Below are 15,128 nucleotides of genomic sequence, written 5' to 3'. Positions count from 1 at the left end.
GTGGCCCGCGGCAACATCCTGTTCGACGCACCGGAGGTGATCATCCCGTTCTGCGTCCCCGACGGCGCCCACCACTACCCCGACCAGCGTCGGCAGGCGGCGGAGTCGACGATGTTCACCGTCGCGGTCGGAGCCGCGGTGCAGGCACTGCTGGTGTCGTTGGCGACCAAGGGAATCGGCAGCTGCTGGATTGGGTCGACGATCTTCGCCGCCGACACCGTCCGCAGCACCCTCGACTTGCCCGCCGACTGGCAACCCCTCGGCGCGATCGCCGTCGGCCACCCCCTCGAACCACTGACCCCCCGACACGCCGCCGACCCCGGCGACGCCCTGATCGAGAGATGACCCACGCGCAATGAGCGCCGAATCACTACACCGCACCGCGACCGCCGCACTCGAGGGCTGGAAAACGCTCGACGAGAACGACGAATCGTTGCGCCACACCATGCTCGCGTTCCTCGCGTCGGCGCCGCTGGGGTGCCTGCGGGAGCACGCACCCGGACACATCACGGCGTCCTCCCTCGTCCTGGACGAGGGGGGATGTCACGTGCTTCTGACGCTGCATCCCCGGGTCGGCCGGTGGATCCAATTGGGCGGGCACTGCGAGCCTTCCGACGAGACCGTCGTCGACGCCGCGCTGCGGGAGGCGTGCGAGGAATCGGGAATTCCCGACCTCCGGATCGATCCCGTCCTGCTGTCGGCGCACACCCACCCGATCACGTGCTCACTCGGACAGCCCACCCGGCACCTGGATCTCCGGTTCGTCGTCCGCGCGCGTCCCGACGCCCACATCGTGCGTAGCTCCGAATCGACGGACCTCCGCTGGTGGCCGGTGGACGCACTGCCGCCGAACGCGGAGAAGTCCACGATCGACCAGCTCGTGCACCTGGCCGGACTGCGCTAGCGGAGCGGCGCCAGCGTCGGGCGTTTCGCCGAGATACGGTCGCCGGAGGACGTTCCCCAGATCGCCGGGTCGGCGTAGCCGAGATCTCCCGAACGGGCCGCAAGTTGCTCGGCAACCCGATCCGATCACCCGCGTAATCCGTTGGGACGCCTCGGGTCCGGATCGCCGCGGGGCGCGAACCTCGAGGCCCGCTACCCGTGCGGGCACGTCGACAAGGCGAACCGGATCACACAGGATCGGTTTGTGTGCCGGGTGTGGACATGTCGATCAGGCAGATCACAATGCCGCGTTGAACATCGCCTACCTGGGGTACGTGAAGTACATGACCACGACGCACGGCTATTGGGCCGCCTAATCAACCGGCCTACAGTCGGCGCGCACCCGACAGCCAGTCGGGGACGCGACTGGCAAACCCGGCCCTTCAGGGCAGGGGTACGTTGATCTCTCACACGTCCGTGCTGAACCGGACCCCGCCGTCGGGCAACGTCACTCCCGGCCACACCCGGGCGCCGCGCAGGAGTTCGCACCGGGCGCCGATGTCCGCTCCGTCACCGATCACCGCGTCACGCACCAGAGCCCGCGGCCCGATGCGCGCGCCGAAACCGATGATGGACCGTTCGACGGTCGCGCCGGCCTCGACCACGGCGCCGTCGAACAGCACCGCGCCGTCGAGTCGCGCGCCCGCACCCACCTCGGCGCCGCGGCCGACGACGGTCCCGCCGATCAGCAGCGCGCCCGGGGCGACACCCGCACCCGGGTGGACGAGCGATTCGCCGCGCGGTCCGTCGAGCGCAGGCGACGGAGCGATGCCGCGCACCAGGTCCGCGGAACCGCGCACGAAGTCCTCGGGGGTGCCCATGTCGCGCCAGTACGAGGAGTCGACGTGTCCGTAGATGCGGGCATCCTCGGCCAGCAGCGACGGGAACACCTCGCGTTCCACCGACACCGGACGGCCCTCGGGGATCCGTTCGATGATCTCGCGCTTGAAGACGTAACAGCCGGCGTTGATCTGGTCGGTCGGCGGGTCCTGCGCCTTCTCGAGGAACGCCGTGACCCGGCCGTCGGCGTCGGTGGGCACGCAGCCGAACGCCCGCGGATCCCCCACCCGCACGAGGTGCAGGGTGACGTCGGCGTCCCGGTTCCGGTGGGTGTCGAGGATCGCGCCCAGGTCGGTGCCGCCGAGAACGTCGCCGTTGAAGACCATGGCGTGGTCACCGCGCAGGTTCGGCAGAACGTTGCGGATGCCGCCACCGGTGCCGAGTGGTTCGGTCTCGGTGACGTAGTCGATCTCGAGACCGAGCTTGGAACCGTCGCCGAAGTACTCCTCGAAGACCTCCGCCTTGAAAGACGTCCCGAGGACCACGTGCGTGATCCCGGCCGCCCCGATCCGCGCGAGGAGATGCTGGAGGAACGGCAGACCCGCCGTCGGCAGCATGGGTTTGGGCGCCGACAACGTCAGCGGGCGGAGCCTCGTTCCCTGACCGCCGACCAGCACCACTGCGTCGGTCGTCTTCTCAATTGCCATGAGTCGTTCCCCCCTCGTTCTGGTTCGTGCGTCGTTCCCGGACTGCGGCAGCCACGGCGATCTTCGACCGCACTGCCAATCCTCCCCGAAGTGCCCACCGAAGCGGCGCCTGCCACCAGTGGGGATGACGATCGGCCTGGAACCGGTACGCGCTCTGATGGTGAGCGGGCAGCATCAGTTCCGGATGCTTGCCCGCGGCGTGCCCCTTCGCGTGGGTGACCTCGGCGGAAGGCACGTACACGTTCAGCCATCCGGCCTTGCCCAGGCGGTCGCCGAGGTCGACGTCCTCCATGTACATGAAGTAGCGGGAATCGAAGCCGTTGATCGAGTCGAAGGCCGCGCGCCGCATGAGCAGGCACGAACCGGACAACCAGCCGACCGACCGCTCGCTGACCGTCTCGTTCTCCTGGCGGTAGCCGGCAGTCCACGGGTTGGACGGCCACACCGTGCCCAGAATCGCGTGCCCGGCACCCGACACGAGGTCGGGCACCTGGCGTGCCGACGGGTAGATGCTCCCGTCGGGTTCCAGGACGAGAGGTCCGAGCGCCCCGGCACGCGGCCAGCGCTCGGCGGCCGCGAGAAGTACGTCGATCGATCCGGGCGCCCAGCGAACATCCGGATTGGCGATGACGACGAACTCGATCTCGTCGTCGATCTCCGCCACAGCCCTGTTGATGGCACCGCCGTAGCCGATGTTCCCGCCGGTGCACAGCAGGCGCACGTGCTCGTGCGCCGCGTCCGCGGCCTCGGGGGCGCCGTCCGTCGATCCGTTGTCGGCCATCACGACCTGCGGATCTTCTTTCGTCGCCTCGGCGAGAGTGCCCAGGAATTGCTCCAGATGCTCACCTGGCGAAAAGGTCACCGTCACCACGGCCAGCTTCGAACTCACGCGGGCAAGCGTAGCCGCTGGGAGAGGGTCCGCCTCACACCGCTGCACGCACAGCCGCATGCAACGCGTCTCGCCACGGCCGCAACGGGGTCAGCCCGACGTCGGCCCACGCACTCCCGGACAGCACCGAGAACGCCGGTCGCGGGGCGGGCCGCACGAACTGGGCACTCGTGCACGGCCGGACTCGCTCCGGGTCCGCGCCTGCTTCCTCGAACACTGCGCGTGCGAGGTCGAACCAACTCGCCCGACCCGAATTGGTGGCGTGCAGGACCGGCGCGTCGACGTCGCTGCGCCCCGCGAGTTGGAGCAGCGCATCGGCCAGGTCGCCGGCGAATGTGGGCGAGCCCACCTGATCGTCCACGACGTCGACCGTGTCACGTTCGCGCTCGAGCCGGAGCATGGTGGAGACGAAGTCGGAGCCGACCCCCGTGTAGACCCATGCGGTGCGCACGACGTGGGCGGACGGAAGCGCTGCGTGGACGGCGCGTTCGCCGGCGAGTTTGGTGCGTCCGTAGGCGGTTGCCGGACCCGTCGGGGCGTCCACCTCGTACGGCGTGTCGCCCTGCCCGGCAAAGACGTAGTCGGTGGAGACGTGGATCAGCCGGGCACCCACCCGGGCGCACGCCGCCGCCAGGTTCCCAGGCCCGGTCTCGTTCACCGCCCGGGCGGTGTCCTCGTCCGATTCCGCAGCGTCGACCGCCGTGTACGCCGCGCAGTTGATCACCACCGATTCGCCTTCGACCTGCTCGTTCACCGCGCCGGGGTCGGTGATGTCGAGTTCGTCGGACCCCACCCCCCGGGCCGGAATACCGGTCGCCGCGGCTCGTCGGAGGAGGTGTCCACCCAGCTGTCCCCGGGCGCCGGTCACAAGGATCTTCGTCACGGGGGTCAGTCTGGCACGCCGATCGACGCCTCCCTGCTCCCGGCGCGGCGACCAGTAGCCTGGTTTCCGTGTCACACGAGCAACCCGCACCAGACGCACCCCCGAGCACGGCTCGGCGGCCGATTCACATCGCTGTGGCGGTGCTGTCGGTGCTCGCCCTCGTCGTGACGGGATTCGCCTGGCGGAGTATCGACTCGCTGCGCAACAATCTGGCAACCGCGGGCGGTCTGGGACTCGGCGGAAGCGCCGACGGCGCCGTCGACATCCTCATGGTCGGCACCGACAGCCGCACCGACGCCCACGGCAACCCGCTGTCCCAGGAGGAACTCGACTCACTTCGGGCCGGCGAGGAAGTGGCGTCCAACACCGACACCATCGTCCTCATCCGCGTTCCCAACGACGGGAGTTCCGCCACCGCTATCTCGATCCCCCGCGACTCCTACGTCGACGTGCCGGGCATCGGCATGTCGAAGATCAACGCCGCGTACGGCGCCACCAAGGAGACCGAGCGGCTCAAACTCGTCGAGGACGGCGCCACCGACAAGGAAGCCGAGGAGGAGTCGACGAAGGCCGGCCGCGAGGCGCTCATCCAATCGGTGGCCGATCTCACCGGGATCACCGTCGACCACTACGCCGAGGTCGGGCTGCTCGGGTTCGTCCTCCTCACCAACGCTGTCGGCGGCGTCGACGTCTGCCTCAACGAACCGGTGGACGAGGACATGTCCGGCGCGCACTTCCCCGCCGGTGAGCAGACGTTGAAGGGTGCGGACGCATTGAGCTTCGTCCGCCAGCGCCACGACCTGCCCCGCGGCGACCTCGACCGCATCGTGCGTCAGCAAGTGTTCATGGCCTCGCTCGTCGGCAAGGTGCTGTCCGCGAAGACACTCAGCGATCCCGGCAAGCTGAACGAACTCAGCGGCGCCGTGCAACGCTCGGTGGTGCTCGACGACGACTGGGACATCATCGAATTCGCCACCCAACTGCAGGACCTCGCCGGCGGCAAGGTGCAGTTCGAGACGATTCCGGTCGCGGATCTCAACGGCATGACCGACTACGGCGAGTCCATCGTCGAGGTCAAGCCGAAGGACGTGAAGAAGTACGTGGCCGGTCTCGTCGGCGAGGAACCCACCGACTCGGAAGACACCACCACGTCCGAGACGCCCAAGATCGACGCCTCGACCGTCACCGTCGACGTGGCAAATGCAAGCGACGTCGGGGGCCTCGCGAACGGCGTCGCCGACGCTCTCACGTCGCTCGGCTACGGCCAGGGCGAGGTCGGCAACTACACAGGTCAGTCGGTGAGCGAGACCACCGTCTTCGCGCACTCCGCGGACGACGACAGCGCCAAGGCGGTCGCCGCAGCACTCGGCGGACTCCCCATCGACACCGACGCATCACTGCCCGAAGGCTCGGTGCGGGTGGTGCTGTCGAGTGACTACCAGGGCCCGACGTCCGCCGAGACCACCGGCACCACCACGTCGTCCGAGTCCTCGGAGACAGGCCTCGAACCCGCGTCCACAGCAGGAACGACCCCCACCCCGGCACCGCCCGGCCCACCCATCGATGCCGGCTCGTCGGGCCCGCGTTGCGTGAACTAGAAAACGAGAGACGGATCGTGTCCATGAACCATGCGTCCCGCACGCTGACCGACGCCCTGCTCGACCCCATCCTGAAGAACGACCCGGCCGGCCCGCGCGTCACGTTCTACGACGACGCGACCGGCGAACGGGTCGAACTCTCGGCCCTCACCCTCGCCAACTGGGCGGCCAAGACCGCAAACCTTCTGCGTGACGAATTCGGCGTCGAGCCCGGCGCCCGCGTCGCGGTGCTCCTTCCCGCGCACTGGCAGACCGCCGCGGTTCTGCTCGGTGCATGGTGGGCCGGCGCCGAGGTCGTCCTCGAAGCCGACGCGGACGCCGAGATCGCACTCGTCTCGGCCCAGCACCTGGGCGACGTCGAGGACGTACCCGAGGTCGCGGCGCTGTCGCTGGACGCGTTCGGCAGGCCCGTCCCCGACCTCCCCGTCGGCATCACCGACTACGCCACCTCCGTGCGCGTCCACGGCGACCAGTTCCGGCCGACGGTCGCCGGACCCGCACTGGCCGGCAAGAGCGTCGACGACGTCCTCGCCGCAGCGCTCGCCTCCGCCGAATCCCAGGGAATCACCGGTACCGACCGGGTGCTGTCCGAAGAGGCGTGGGACTCCCCCGACGCCCTGATCGACGGTCTGGTGGCCGTCTTCGCAGCCGGAGCGTCACTCGTGCAGGTCACCAACGCCGACGACGCAGCCCGGTCGAGGCGCGTCGACACCGAGAAGATCACCCGTCAGCTCTCCCGGTAGCCGCCGTCCGCGAGGCCCGCGGCGATCTCGAACCTGTTCCGGGAACCGCGGTGCCGCAACTCCTCGAACAGATACCGCAGCGCGAAGGTCCACCCGTACGTAGCCCATTGGTCGGCGTGGACCGCTTCGTGTCGCATTAGCGATCTCGCCGGTTCCGGGCCGGTGAGGAATGCGCCGCCGATCGTCGTCCCGCCGCGCGCGTACCCACCCCGCATCCGGCTGCACACGAAGATGCCGAACTCGGCGTCGAACGCGATGCGGGCGCCCCACAGCCGGGCATACACCAACGCCAGCCGTGTGATCGCCGCGGACTGCGAGCTCCCCCGCGACGCTCGGATCATCGGCACACCGCGGCTGCGTTTCACAGGCGCAGGATACTCAGCCCAGCAGCTTGTCGCGGAGTGCCTTGTCCTTGTCCAGGACCATCTTCTCGAGCCCGTCCTGGAACGCGACCATCCGCTGTTGCAGGGCGGGGTCGGAGGCGCCGAGGATGCGGACGGCGAGCAGGCCCGCGTTGCGGGCGCCGCCGATGGACACGGTCGCGACGGGGACGCCTGCGGGCATCTGCACGATCGAGAGCAGCGAGTCCATGCCGTCGAGGTATTTCAGCGGGACGGGCACACCGATGACGGGCAGTGGGGTGGCCGACGCGACCATGCCCGGCAGGTGGGCGGCACCCCCGGCGCCGGCGATGATCACCTGGATGCCACGGCCGGCCGCGTCCTTCGCGTAGTCGAGCATGCGCTGCGGTGTGCGGTGCGCGGAGACGACACCGACCTCGAAGCGCACCCCGAACTCGGCGAGCGCCTCGGCGGCGGCCTCCATGGTGGGCCAGTCGGAGTCGCTGCCCATGATGAGCCCGACCTGTGCGCCCTGCCGTGCTGCCGTGTCACTCACCGTGTACATCCCATCCGTCGGTCCATTCAGCATGCGAGAGCCAGTGCGCGGCGCGCTCGGCGCGCTCGCGCACCCGCGCCACGTATTCGGGGTCGTCGATCGAGCCGGGTCCGCCGACGATGTTCACGTGGCCGATCTTCCGGTCCTCACGTTCGCCCTTGCCGTACAGGTGGATCTTCGCGTCGGGCATCCGGGCGAAGAGGTGGTGGACGCGTTCGTCCATGCTCATCTCGGGGGCCGTCGGTGCACCGAGCACGTTCGCCATCACCGTGATCGGTGCGAGCGGTGCGGTGTCGCCGAGCGGGTAGTCGAGGACGGCGCGCAGATGCTGCTCGAACTGTGAGGTGCGGGCACCGTCCATGGTCCAGTGGCCGGAGTTGTGCGGGCGCATCGCGAGTTCGTTGACGACGAGCGTGCCGTCGGTCGTTTCGAACAGTTCGACGGCCATCGCGCCGACCACACCGAGTTCGGACGCGATGCGGAGCGCCAGTTCCTCGGCGGCCTCGGCGACCGAGTCGGGCAGAGCTGGGGCGGGGGCGAGGACCACGGCGCACTGTCCGTGGCGTTGCACCGTCTCCACGACGGGCCACGTGGCGCCCTGGCCGAACGGTGACCGCGCCACCATCGCGGACAGCTCACGCCGCATCTCGACCTTCTCCTCGACGATGAGGGAGACACCCTTGTCGAGTTGCCGGGTGACGATGCGCTCGGCCTCGTCGGAATCGTCGGTGATCCACACGCCGCGACCGTCGTATCCGCCGCGAACGGCCTTGATCACGACAGGCCACCCGTGTTCGGCGCCGAATTTGACGACGTCCTCGGCCCAGGTCACCTCGGCGTACGCCGGGACCGGTGCGCCGAGTTCGGCGAGCTTGCGGCGCATCGCCAGCTTGTCCTGCGCGTAGATGAGCGCCGTCGGCGGCGGCTGCACGTTGACGCCCTCGGCGACCAGGACGTCGAGGTGCTCGGTGGGCACGTGCTCGTGGTCGAAGGTCAGCGCGTGCGACCCGACCGCGGCCCTGCGGAGCGCGTCGAGGTCGGTGTGGCTGCCGAGGACGACGTCGGGGCTCACCTGGGCTGCGGGTTCGTCGGCGGCGCCGGAGAGCACCCGCAGGGTCTGGCCGAGCGCAATCGCGGCCTGGTGGGTCATCCGCGCGAGTTGGCCGCCACCGATCATCGTCACGACGGGTTGCCCGGCGGTCAGATCGCGGGGTGTCGTGGGACGCGGTGTGGAGTCAGAGTTGCCGGTCACGGGTCACTAGTTTGTCACGTCCGGCGCGGGGTTCCGCCGCCGAGGTGCCGGTGGGCAGTTTCTGTGATTCTCCTGATGATCTCGCCGTCAATTGGTGGTATCCGGTCCGACTTTCGTAAACTCATCCGTTGTGTCATTTGTCGACGGCGTCCTAGCACGCGTTCCCCAGCCTTTTCGGGCTCTCGCGTTGCGGCATCACGAACTGATCAAGTTCGCGATTGTGGGCGGCACCACCATGATCTTCGACCTCGCGATCTTCTATTCGCTGAGCCTGACGATCCTCGAAGAGAAGCCCGTTGTCGCAAAAATTCTGTCCGGAATTCTCGCGACGGTCCTGAGTTACATTCTCAACCGCGAATGGTCGTTCAAGAACCGTGGCGGGCGTGAACGTCACCACGAGGCCCTGCTGTTCTTCACGATCAGCGGGATCGGCGTCCTCCTCGCCGCGGCGCCCCTGTGGATCGCCAACAACGTGTTCGACATCCGCGCCGACCAGGAGAATCTGACCACGCTGGTGGTCGTCGACTTCGTGCTCAACTACATCATCGGAAACCTGCTGCAGATGGTGTTCCGCTTCTGGGCACTCCGCCGGTTCGCCTTCCCCGACGAGAACGTGCACATCATCGATCCGGACCTCGTCGACGAGGCCGTCGAGGAAGAGTTCGGCCACTCCTGATCGTCAGCGCGGTTCCCGGATCCCGGTGACCCGCGTCGGCACGTGCTCGCGCGCGAGGGGAACGAAGATCGCGAACAGCGCCGGACGGCGTCGCTGCAGTTCCAGCCGGCCGCCGTCCGCCTCGATGAGTGCGCGGGCCAACGCCAGGCCCACACCGGTCGAACCGGCCCCCGAGAATCCGCGGTCGAAGATGTGTGGCGCGAGGTCGTTGCTGACCCCGACTCCCTCGTCCGACACCTCGACGCACACCATGGTCTCGCGGGGCGACGTCTCCTCGCCGGGCGTCCTGAGATTCTGCCCCTGGATCAGACGCACCGCGACGGTGCACGTTCCCGCCCCGTGCATGAGCGCGTTGTCGACGAGCACCGCGACGGCCTCGCGGAGCCGGGAACCGGTGGTCGACGCCATCACGTTCGTGTCCCCGCGCAGCAGCAACTCGCGGTCGACGTCTTCGAACGGCCGCTTCCAGTCCGCGATGACCACGCTGAGCTCCCGGATCACCGACACGTGGGTCTCGGTACCACTGCTACGTGACGAGCGGACCAGTTCGTCGATCGCAACGGTCAATCGGTCCACCTGCGCCATCGCCTCGTCGGCCTCGACCACGACCGCGGGGTCCGAGTGCACGGACAGCTCGTCGAGCCGGAGACGGACGGCCGTGAGTCGGCTGCGGAGCTGATGGGAGACGTCCGCGACGAGCGCGTGTTCGCGCTGCAGCCGTCCCGCGATCTCGACGGTTGCGGAGTCCAGGACGTCGGAGACGCGGTCGAGTTCGGGGATGCCGTGACGCCGGGGGTCGGGCCGGAAGTCGCCCTCCGCGAGCCGGGCCGCCCGGTTGGCGACGTCCCGCAGTGGGTCGGCGAGCCGCTTCGCCGTGACGTAGGCGACCACGGTGCCCGCGGCGATGGACACGAGGACCAGCAGCGCGACGGCACCGACCGCCTGGCGTTGCTGGGTGCGCATCTCGTCGGACGGCACCTCGAGACGCAGCGAACCGGATGTGCCCATCGCGAGAGATTCCACGAGGGGCGACCGCACGGACGATTCGCCGATGTCCACTCGCGCTGCGCCGTCCTCGGTGGTCGGATAGACCACCACCAGGCGGCCCCCGGCGGGCGTCAGCAGACGCAGGGAGTTCGTGTCGAGATCACCCTCGACGACGCCGTTGACGCCCTCCTGGGTGATGATCTCCGTCGCCATCCGATCGAGCCGGACCTGGAGATCGCTCCGGTTGAAATCCTCGACCCACAACCACGCCGTGTAGATGAGCGGCACACCGAGCAGCAGTGCCGTCAGGATCACGACTGCGAGGATCGACTGGAGAATTCTGCGGCGCACTACCCCGCCTAGTCGGTGTTGATGCGGAAGCCGACGCCGCGGACCGTCGCGATGCGACGCTCGGCGGCGGGGCCCTCGTCACCGATCTTCCGGCGAAGCCACGACATGTGCATGTCGAGTGTCTTCGAGCCGCGCAGTTCCACGTCGCCCCAGACCTCCGCGAGGATGGTGTCGCGGGACACCACCTGCCCGGCGTGCTCGAGCAGCACCCGGAGAAGCTCGTACTCCTTGTTGGCGAGGGCGATCTCGGTGCCGTTCACGAGCACCCTCCGGGCCGCCGGTTCGAGCCGGATGCCGCCGACCTCGACGACGGAATCCTCGCCGCCACCGCGACGGCGCAGCAGGGCGCGCACCCGTGCCATCAATTCCGCCAACCGGAACGGCTTGCCCACGTAGTCGTCGGCGCCCGCGTCGAGTCCGACGACGAAGTCGACCTCGTCGGTGCGTGCGGTGAGCATGAGCACCGCCAGTTCCGAACTGTGGGCGCGTACCTGCCTGCACACCTCGAGTCCGTCCATCCCCGGGAGTCCGAGGTCCAGGATCAACAGGTCGTACGCTCCGTCGAGCGCCTGCTCCAGCGCCGCCGGGCCGGTCTGCTCGATGGTGACGTCGTATCCCTCCCGGCCCAGTGCCCGCGACAGCGGGGCGGCAATGGCTTCGTCATCTTCGGCAAGCAATACAGCAGTCACCTCCACAGCGTACGGAGGTGCGCAGACGGCCGTGACCGGTTACCAGCCTTTGCCGGTGTCGGCGTCGCCGCGCGGGTCGTCACGCTCCCGTTCGCGGTGGAGATCCATCGCGTCGAACACCTGGTGATAGAGCAGCGAGTGGACGCGCTGCACGTCGGGGATGTCGTCGAATTCCAGTGGATCGTCCGAGGACGACACGATCACCAGCGTGCCGGTGCGGAGCATCCGGTCGAGGAGGCCGTGCCGGAACTGGACGTTGCTGATGCGCCCCATCGGAATGTCGATCCCGGTGTGGGTCATCACACCCTGGCGGATGAGAACACGCCGGTCGGTGACGATGAAGTGGGTGAACTTCCAGCTGAGAAACGGCGCGACACAGCGCCATACGACGAGCCCCAGCCACACCACGAGGACGACGACGAGCACGACGTTCAGCGCGGAGCCGTCCAGCTTGTTCTCGGCGAATCCCGCCGCGAAACCTGCCACGGCCGTCGCCAGCAGAAACGTGACGGCGGGGAGCAGCAGCATCTTCCAGTGTGGATGACGGTGAAGCAGCAGTTCCTCGTCCTCGGCGAGGGCGTCCTCCGGATATCCCATGCGAAGAGTGTGCCTCTATCGCATGCGGCTGAGCACTATCGGGGTGATGACGATGATGATGCCGTACAGCACCATCCACACTCCGACCACGATCACGAACACCTCGAGCGACAGTTCGGGCTGCAGGAGGACGAAGCCCCCGGCGATGACGCTGATCACGCCGAGCACGATGGTCAGCCCGCGATCCGCGACCGAACCCGAGGCGCCTTCCACGATTTCGAGGACACCTCGGAACACCCACCACGCACCGACGACGAGCGCGATGATCACGACGGTCTGGAGGGGGCTCCTCAGCACGAGGAACGCCAGAAGTATTGCCAGGGCGCCGGATACGCCTACCAGGGTCCGTGCAGCTCCCCCGGCCTCGACGTCGGCGAACGCCCGGATGATCTGGACGATCCCGAAGCCGAAGAACTGGATGGCGATCAGGACGGCCAGCACCGTGAGCGTCACGTGCGGCCATACGAGCACCGCGATGCCGAGACCCAGGGTGAGCAGACCGAGCACCACCGTGAGACCGGTCAACGTGCGCCGGGCTGCGGTGACGGAGGACTCCGGAATTGAGGTACTCATGTACCACAGTGTGGCACTACTCGGTGCGCACCGGGCGTAAATGTGTGATGTCACCTGCGGCGACGGCGATCGTGCCGGGCTGGCCGTCGGGGGCGATCACGACCCGGCCCTCCGCGTCGACGTCCGTTGCGATGCCGATGAGTTCACGCCCGCCGGGCAGTTCGGCGCGCACTCGCTGGCCGAGCGTGCCGCAGCGGGCACGGTAGGCCTCGGCGAGTTCCGTGACGTCCCAGTTGGAGTCGTGCCATTGCTGCCAGCGATCGGCGATGGCGCGCAGCACCGCCCGCACGAGGGTGTCGCGGTCACTGACCTCGGCGCCCTCGAGGACGAGCGACGTCGCATGCTCGACGGGCAGTTCGTCTCTCGTGAGGCTCACGTTGAGACCGATCCCGACGACCACCGCCGGATCCGGTGCCGTGGCGGACACCTCGGCGAGGATGCCGGCGACCTTGCGGCCGTCGATGAGCACATCGTTGGGCCACTTGAGTTCCGCGGGAACCTTGGCGGCGGCGCGGAGCGCGTCGACGACGGCGACACCGGTCAGCAGGGGCAGCCACCCCATGTCCTGGACGCTCATCCCCGGCATCGTCAGCAACAGGGAGACCGCGATCTGCGCCTGCGGCGGACTCACCCAGGCGCGTGAGTGGCGGCCCCGGCCGCTGTCCTGGAATTCGGCGAGCAGCACGTGCCGGTCGCAGTTCGACGTCGCGGCCCGCGCGAGAAGATCGGCGTTGGTGGACCCGGTCTCCTGCACCACGTCGAGCCGCGCCCAGAACCTGCGGGTGTCGCTGTCGTCGTCACCGCGGACGAGCGCCGCGCGCAGATTGTCGGCGTTGAGAGGGGGTCGGTTCAGGTCGGTCCACATCACCACAGCCTAGGACGAGCTGGAAAAGGTACTGGTCAGTAGCCGGGTCCGGGCAACCCGCCGCCTGACCACCTCCCTTGGCAGAAGCTCGTCGGCTCTCGTTAAGCTGACCTGTCATGACCACTGTTCAGGAGCCGAGCGCGGCGGAGTCGGCGAGTACGCCCGATATTCACACGACGGCGGGAAAGCTCGCCGACCTGCGTAATCGTCAGGCCGAGGCGCAGCACCCGAGCGGTGAAGCCGCGGTCGAGAAGGTCCACGCCAAGGGCAAGCTCACCGCCCGCGAACGCATCACCGCCCTGCTCGACGACGGCAGCTTCGTCGAACTCGACGCCCTCGCCCGACACCGCTCGGTGAACTTCGGCCTCGCCGACAACCGCCCCGTCGGCGATGGCGTCGTCACCGGCTACGGCACCGTCGACGGCCGCGACGTCTGCGTGTTCTCCCAGGACGCCACCGTCTTCGGCGGCTCCCTCGGCGAAATCTACGGCGAAAAAATCGTCAAGGTCATGGACCTCGCCCTCAAGACCGGGCGCCCCCTGATCGGCATCAACGAAGGCGCCGGCGCCCGCATCCAGGAAGGCGTCGTCTCCCTCGGCCTCTACGGCGAAATCTTCCACCGCAACGTCCAGGCCTCCGGGGTGATCCCGCAGATCTCCCTGATCATGGGCCCCGCCGCCGGCGGCCACGTCTACTCCCCCGCCCTGACCGACTTCGTCGTCATGGTCGACCAGACCTCCCAGATGTTCGTCACCGGCCCCGACGTCATCAAAACCGTCACCGGCGAAGACGTCACCATGGAAGACCTCGGTGGCGCGCACACCCACATGGTCAAATCCGGCGTCGCCCACTACGTCGCCTCCGGCGAACAAGACGCCCTCGACTACGTCAAGGACCTGCTGTCCTACCTGCCCAGCAACAATCAGGCCGCGGCCCCCCGGATGCTGCCCACCGACCCGATCACCGGATCCATCGACGACTCCCTCACCGCCGAGGACCTCGAACTCGACACCCTCATCCCGGACTCGGCGAACCAGCCCTACGACATGCACGAGGTCATCCGCCGCATCCTCGACGACGACGAATTCCTCGAGGTCCAGGCCGAACGCGCCGGCAACATCGTCGTCGGCTTCGGCCGCGTCGACGGCCGTAGCGTCGGGATCGTCGCCAACCAGCCCACCGTGTTCGCCGGCTGCCTCGACATCGACGCCTCCGAAAAAGCCGCCCGCTTCGTGCGCACCTGCGACGCGTTCAACGTCCCCATCATCACCCTCGTCGACGTCCCCGGCTTCCTGCCCGGCACCGACCAGGAATACAACGGCATCATCCGCCGCGGCGCGAAACTGCTCTACGCCTACGGCGAGGCCACCGTCGGGAAGATCACCGTCATCACCCGCAAGGCCTACGGCGGCGCCTACGACGTGATGGGCTCCAAGCACATGGGCGCCGACGTCAACCTCGCCTGGCCCACCGCCCAGATCGCCGTCATGGGCGCCTCCGGCGCCGTCGGCTTCGTCTACCGCAAACGCCTCCTCGAGGCCGCCAAGAACGGCGACGACGTCGACGCCCTGCGCCTGCAACTGCAACAGGAATACGAAGACACCCTCGTCAACCCGTACGTCGCCGCCGAACGCGGCTACGTCGACGCCGTCATCCCCCCGTCCCACACCCGCGGACAGATCGTGGCCGCCCTGCGCCT

Annotated in this window: 17 protein-coding genes; 6 read left to right on the top strand and 11 right to left on the bottom strand. The window is 68.4% G+C overall.

Annotated elements, in window-relative coordinates; translation table 11 throughout:
* Both ACNJ7E_RS03260 and ACNJ7E_RS03255 read left to right on the top strand, forming a co-directional pair.
* On the top strand, window positions 1-345 hold a 345-nt coding region (locus tag ACNJ7E_RS03260), incomplete at its 5' end, for a nitroreductase family protein (protein ID WP_418339135.1).
* Window positions 346-355: 10 nt separating this feature from the next.
* Window positions 356-904 carry an NUDIX hydrolase gene (locus tag ACNJ7E_RS03255; protein WP_280785199.1) on the top strand — a complete coding sequence of 183 codons (549 nt, stop codon included), beginning with the start codon at window positions 356-358 and terminating at the stop codon, window positions 902-904.
* A gap of 445 nt (window positions 905-1,349) precedes the next feature.
* Here ACNJ7E_RS03255 and manB read toward each other — a convergent pair whose 3' ends face one another.
* The 3 genes from manB to rfbD are packed head-to-tail and all read right to left on the bottom strand — an operon-like array spanning window position 1,350 to window position 4,201.
* Window positions 1,350-2,429 (bottom strand): mannose-1-phosphate guanylyltransferase, encoded by a 1,080-nt coding sequence (gene manB, locus ACNJ7E_RS03250; protein ID WP_418339134.1) that lies wholly within the window; start codon window positions 2,427-2,429, stop codon window positions 1,350-1,352.
* A complete protein-coding gene (locus tag ACNJ7E_RS03245) occupies window positions 2,419-3,318 on the bottom strand; it encodes a glycosyltransferase family 2 protein (RefSeq protein WP_280785197.1) in 900 nt (299 codons plus the stop codon). The genes manB and ACNJ7E_RS03245 overlap by 11 nt, the downstream gene beginning before the upstream one ends.
* 34 nt (window positions 3,319-3,352) lie before the next feature.
* A complete protein-coding gene (rfbD, locus tag ACNJ7E_RS03240; protein WP_280785196.1) occupies window positions 3,353-4,201 on the bottom strand; it encodes a dTDP-4-dehydrorhamnose reductase in 849 nt (282 codons plus the stop codon).
* Window positions 4,202-4,269: 68 nt separating this feature from the next.
* Here rfbD and ACNJ7E_RS03235 point away from each other — a divergent pair, with 68 nt between their 5' ends.
* Window positions 4,270-5,799: an LCP family protein gene (locus ACNJ7E_RS03235; RefSeq protein ID WP_489686819.1), complete on the top strand. Its 1,530-nt coding sequence runs from the start codon at window positions 4,270-4,272 to the stop codon at window positions 5,797-5,799.
* 23 nt (window positions 5,800-5,822) lie between these two features.
* The gene (locus ACNJ7E_RS03230) at window positions 5,823-6,542 is read left to right on the top strand and encodes a TIGR03089 family protein (protein WP_005563294.1); all 720 of its coding nucleotides are present in this window, start codon (window positions 5,823-5,825) and stop codon (window positions 6,540-6,542) included.
* Here ACNJ7E_RS03230 and ACNJ7E_RS03225 read toward each other — a convergent pair.
* Genes ACNJ7E_RS03225 through ACNJ7E_RS03215 form a run of 3 tightly spaced genes read right to left on the bottom strand, consistent with a single transcriptional unit; the run spans window position 6,527 to window position 8,691 of the window.
* Window positions 6,527-6,883: a hypothetical protein gene (locus ACNJ7E_RS03225; protein WP_280785200.1), complete on the bottom strand. Its 357-nt coding sequence runs from the start codon at window positions 6,881-6,883 to the stop codon at window positions 6,527-6,529. The genes ACNJ7E_RS03230 and ACNJ7E_RS03225 overlap by 16 nt on opposite strands.
* Before the next feature lie 37 nt (window positions 6,884-6,920).
* Complete coding sequence (purE, locus tag ACNJ7E_RS03220) at window positions 6,921-7,448, bottom strand: 5-(carboxyamino)imidazole ribonucleotide mutase (RefSeq protein ID WP_164065886.1); 528 nt, start codon at window positions 7,446-7,448, stop codon at window positions 6,921-6,923.
* Window positions 7,432-8,691 carry a 5-(carboxyamino)imidazole ribonucleotide synthase gene (locus ACNJ7E_RS03215; RefSeq protein ID WP_280785195.1) on the bottom strand — a complete coding sequence of 420 codons (1,260 nt, stop codon included), beginning with the start codon at window positions 8,689-8,691 and terminating at the stop codon, window positions 7,432-7,434. Before ACNJ7E_RS03215 ends, purE begins: the two co-directional genes overlap by 17 nt.
* Before the next feature lie 130 nt (window positions 8,692-8,821).
* Here ACNJ7E_RS03215 and ACNJ7E_RS03210 point away from each other — a divergent pair, with 130 nt between their 5' ends.
* Entirely contained in the window at window positions 8,822-9,367 is a 546-nt protein-coding gene (locus ACNJ7E_RS03210; RefSeq protein WP_164065884.1) for a GtrA family protein, read from the top strand.
* A 3-nt stretch (window positions 9,368-9,370) separates the two neighbouring features.
* Here ACNJ7E_RS03210 and ACNJ7E_RS03205 read toward each other — a convergent pair whose 3' ends face one another.
* From ACNJ7E_RS03205 to ACNJ7E_RS03185, 5 genes are read right to left on the bottom strand one after another with little or no spacing between them, the layout of a single operon-like run.
* Complete coding sequence (locus tag ACNJ7E_RS03205) at window positions 9,371-10,705, bottom strand: sensor histidine kinase (RefSeq protein ID WP_164065883.1); 1,335 nt, start codon at window positions 10,703-10,705, stop codon at window positions 9,371-9,373.
* An 8-nt stretch (window positions 10,706-10,713) separates the two neighbouring features.
* A complete protein-coding gene (locus ACNJ7E_RS03200; RefSeq protein ID WP_025432276.1) occupies window positions 10,714-11,394 on the bottom strand; it encodes a response regulator transcription factor in 681 nt (226 codons plus the stop codon).
* Window positions 11,395-11,433: 39 nt separating this feature from the next.
* The gene (locus tag ACNJ7E_RS03195; protein ID WP_105413190.1) at window positions 11,434-11,991 is read right to left on the bottom strand and encodes a PH domain-containing protein; all 558 of its coding nucleotides are present in this window, start codon (window positions 11,989-11,991) and stop codon (window positions 11,434-11,436) included.
* A gap of 15 nt (window positions 11,992-12,006) precedes the next feature.
* The gene (locus tag ACNJ7E_RS03190; RefSeq protein ID WP_280785193.1) at window positions 12,007-12,564 is read right to left on the bottom strand and encodes an HdeD family acid-resistance protein; all 558 of its coding nucleotides are present in this window, start codon (window positions 12,562-12,564) and stop codon (window positions 12,007-12,009) included.
* Window positions 12,565-12,580: 16 nt separating this feature from the next.
* Window positions 12,581-13,429 (bottom strand): biotin--[acetyl-CoA-carboxylase] ligase, encoded by an 849-nt coding sequence (locus ACNJ7E_RS03185; protein WP_280785192.1) that lies wholly within the window; start codon window positions 13,427-13,429, stop codon window positions 12,581-12,583.
* 116 nt (window positions 13,430-13,545) lie between these two features.
* Between ACNJ7E_RS03185 and ACNJ7E_RS03180 the strand changes: the two genes are divergently transcribed.
* Window positions 13,546-15,128, top strand: a 1,583-nt coding sequence (locus ACNJ7E_RS03180) for an acyl-CoA carboxylase subunit beta (protein ID WP_418339133.1), incomplete at its 3' end; no start/stop codon positions are given.

It is taken from the genome of Rhodococcus mengyinensis (assembly GCF_048381435.1).
In the GTDB taxonomy this organism is placed as follows: Bacteria; Actinomycetota; Actinomycetes; order Mycobacteriales; family Mycobacteriaceae; genus Rhodococcus_F; species Rhodococcus_F opacus_D.
Note: the sequence above shows the minus strand (reverse complement) of the source record. Positions and strands in the feature narration are given on the sequence as shown.

Bases quoted from the DNA above. Each gene is read 5' to 3' on its own strand.
- ACNJ7E_RS03195 (WP_105413190.1), bottom strand. From the start codon at position 11,991: ATGGGATATCCGGAGGACGCCCTCGCCGAGGACGAGGAACTGCTGCTT.
- ACNJ7E_RS03255 (WP_280785199.1), top strand. From the start codon at position 356: ATGAGCGCCGAATCACTACACCGCACCGCGACCGCCGCACTCGAGGGC.
- ACNJ7E_RS03185 (WP_280785192.1), bottom strand. From the start codon at position 13,429: ATGTGGACCGACCTGAACCGACCCCCTCTCAACGCCGACAATCTGCGC.
- ACNJ7E_RS03225 (WP_280785200.1), bottom strand. From the start codon at position 6,883: ATGATCCGAGCGTCGCGGGGGAGCTCGCAGTCCGCGGCGATCACACGG.
- ACNJ7E_RS03190 (WP_280785193.1), bottom strand. From the start codon at position 12,564: ATGAGTACCTCAATTCCGGAGTCCTCCGTCACCGCAGCCCGGCGCACG.
- manB (WP_418339134.1), bottom strand. From the start codon at position 2,429: ATGGCAATTGAGAAGACGACCGACGCAGTGGTGCTGGTCGGCGGTCAG.
- ACNJ7E_RS03230 (WP_005563294.1), top strand. From the start codon at position 5,823: ATGAACCATGCGTCCCGCACGCTGACCGACGCCCTGCTCGACCCCATC.
- purE (WP_164065886.1), bottom strand. From the start codon at position 7,448: ATGTACACGGTGAGTGACACGGCAGCACGGCAGGGCGCACAGGTCGGG.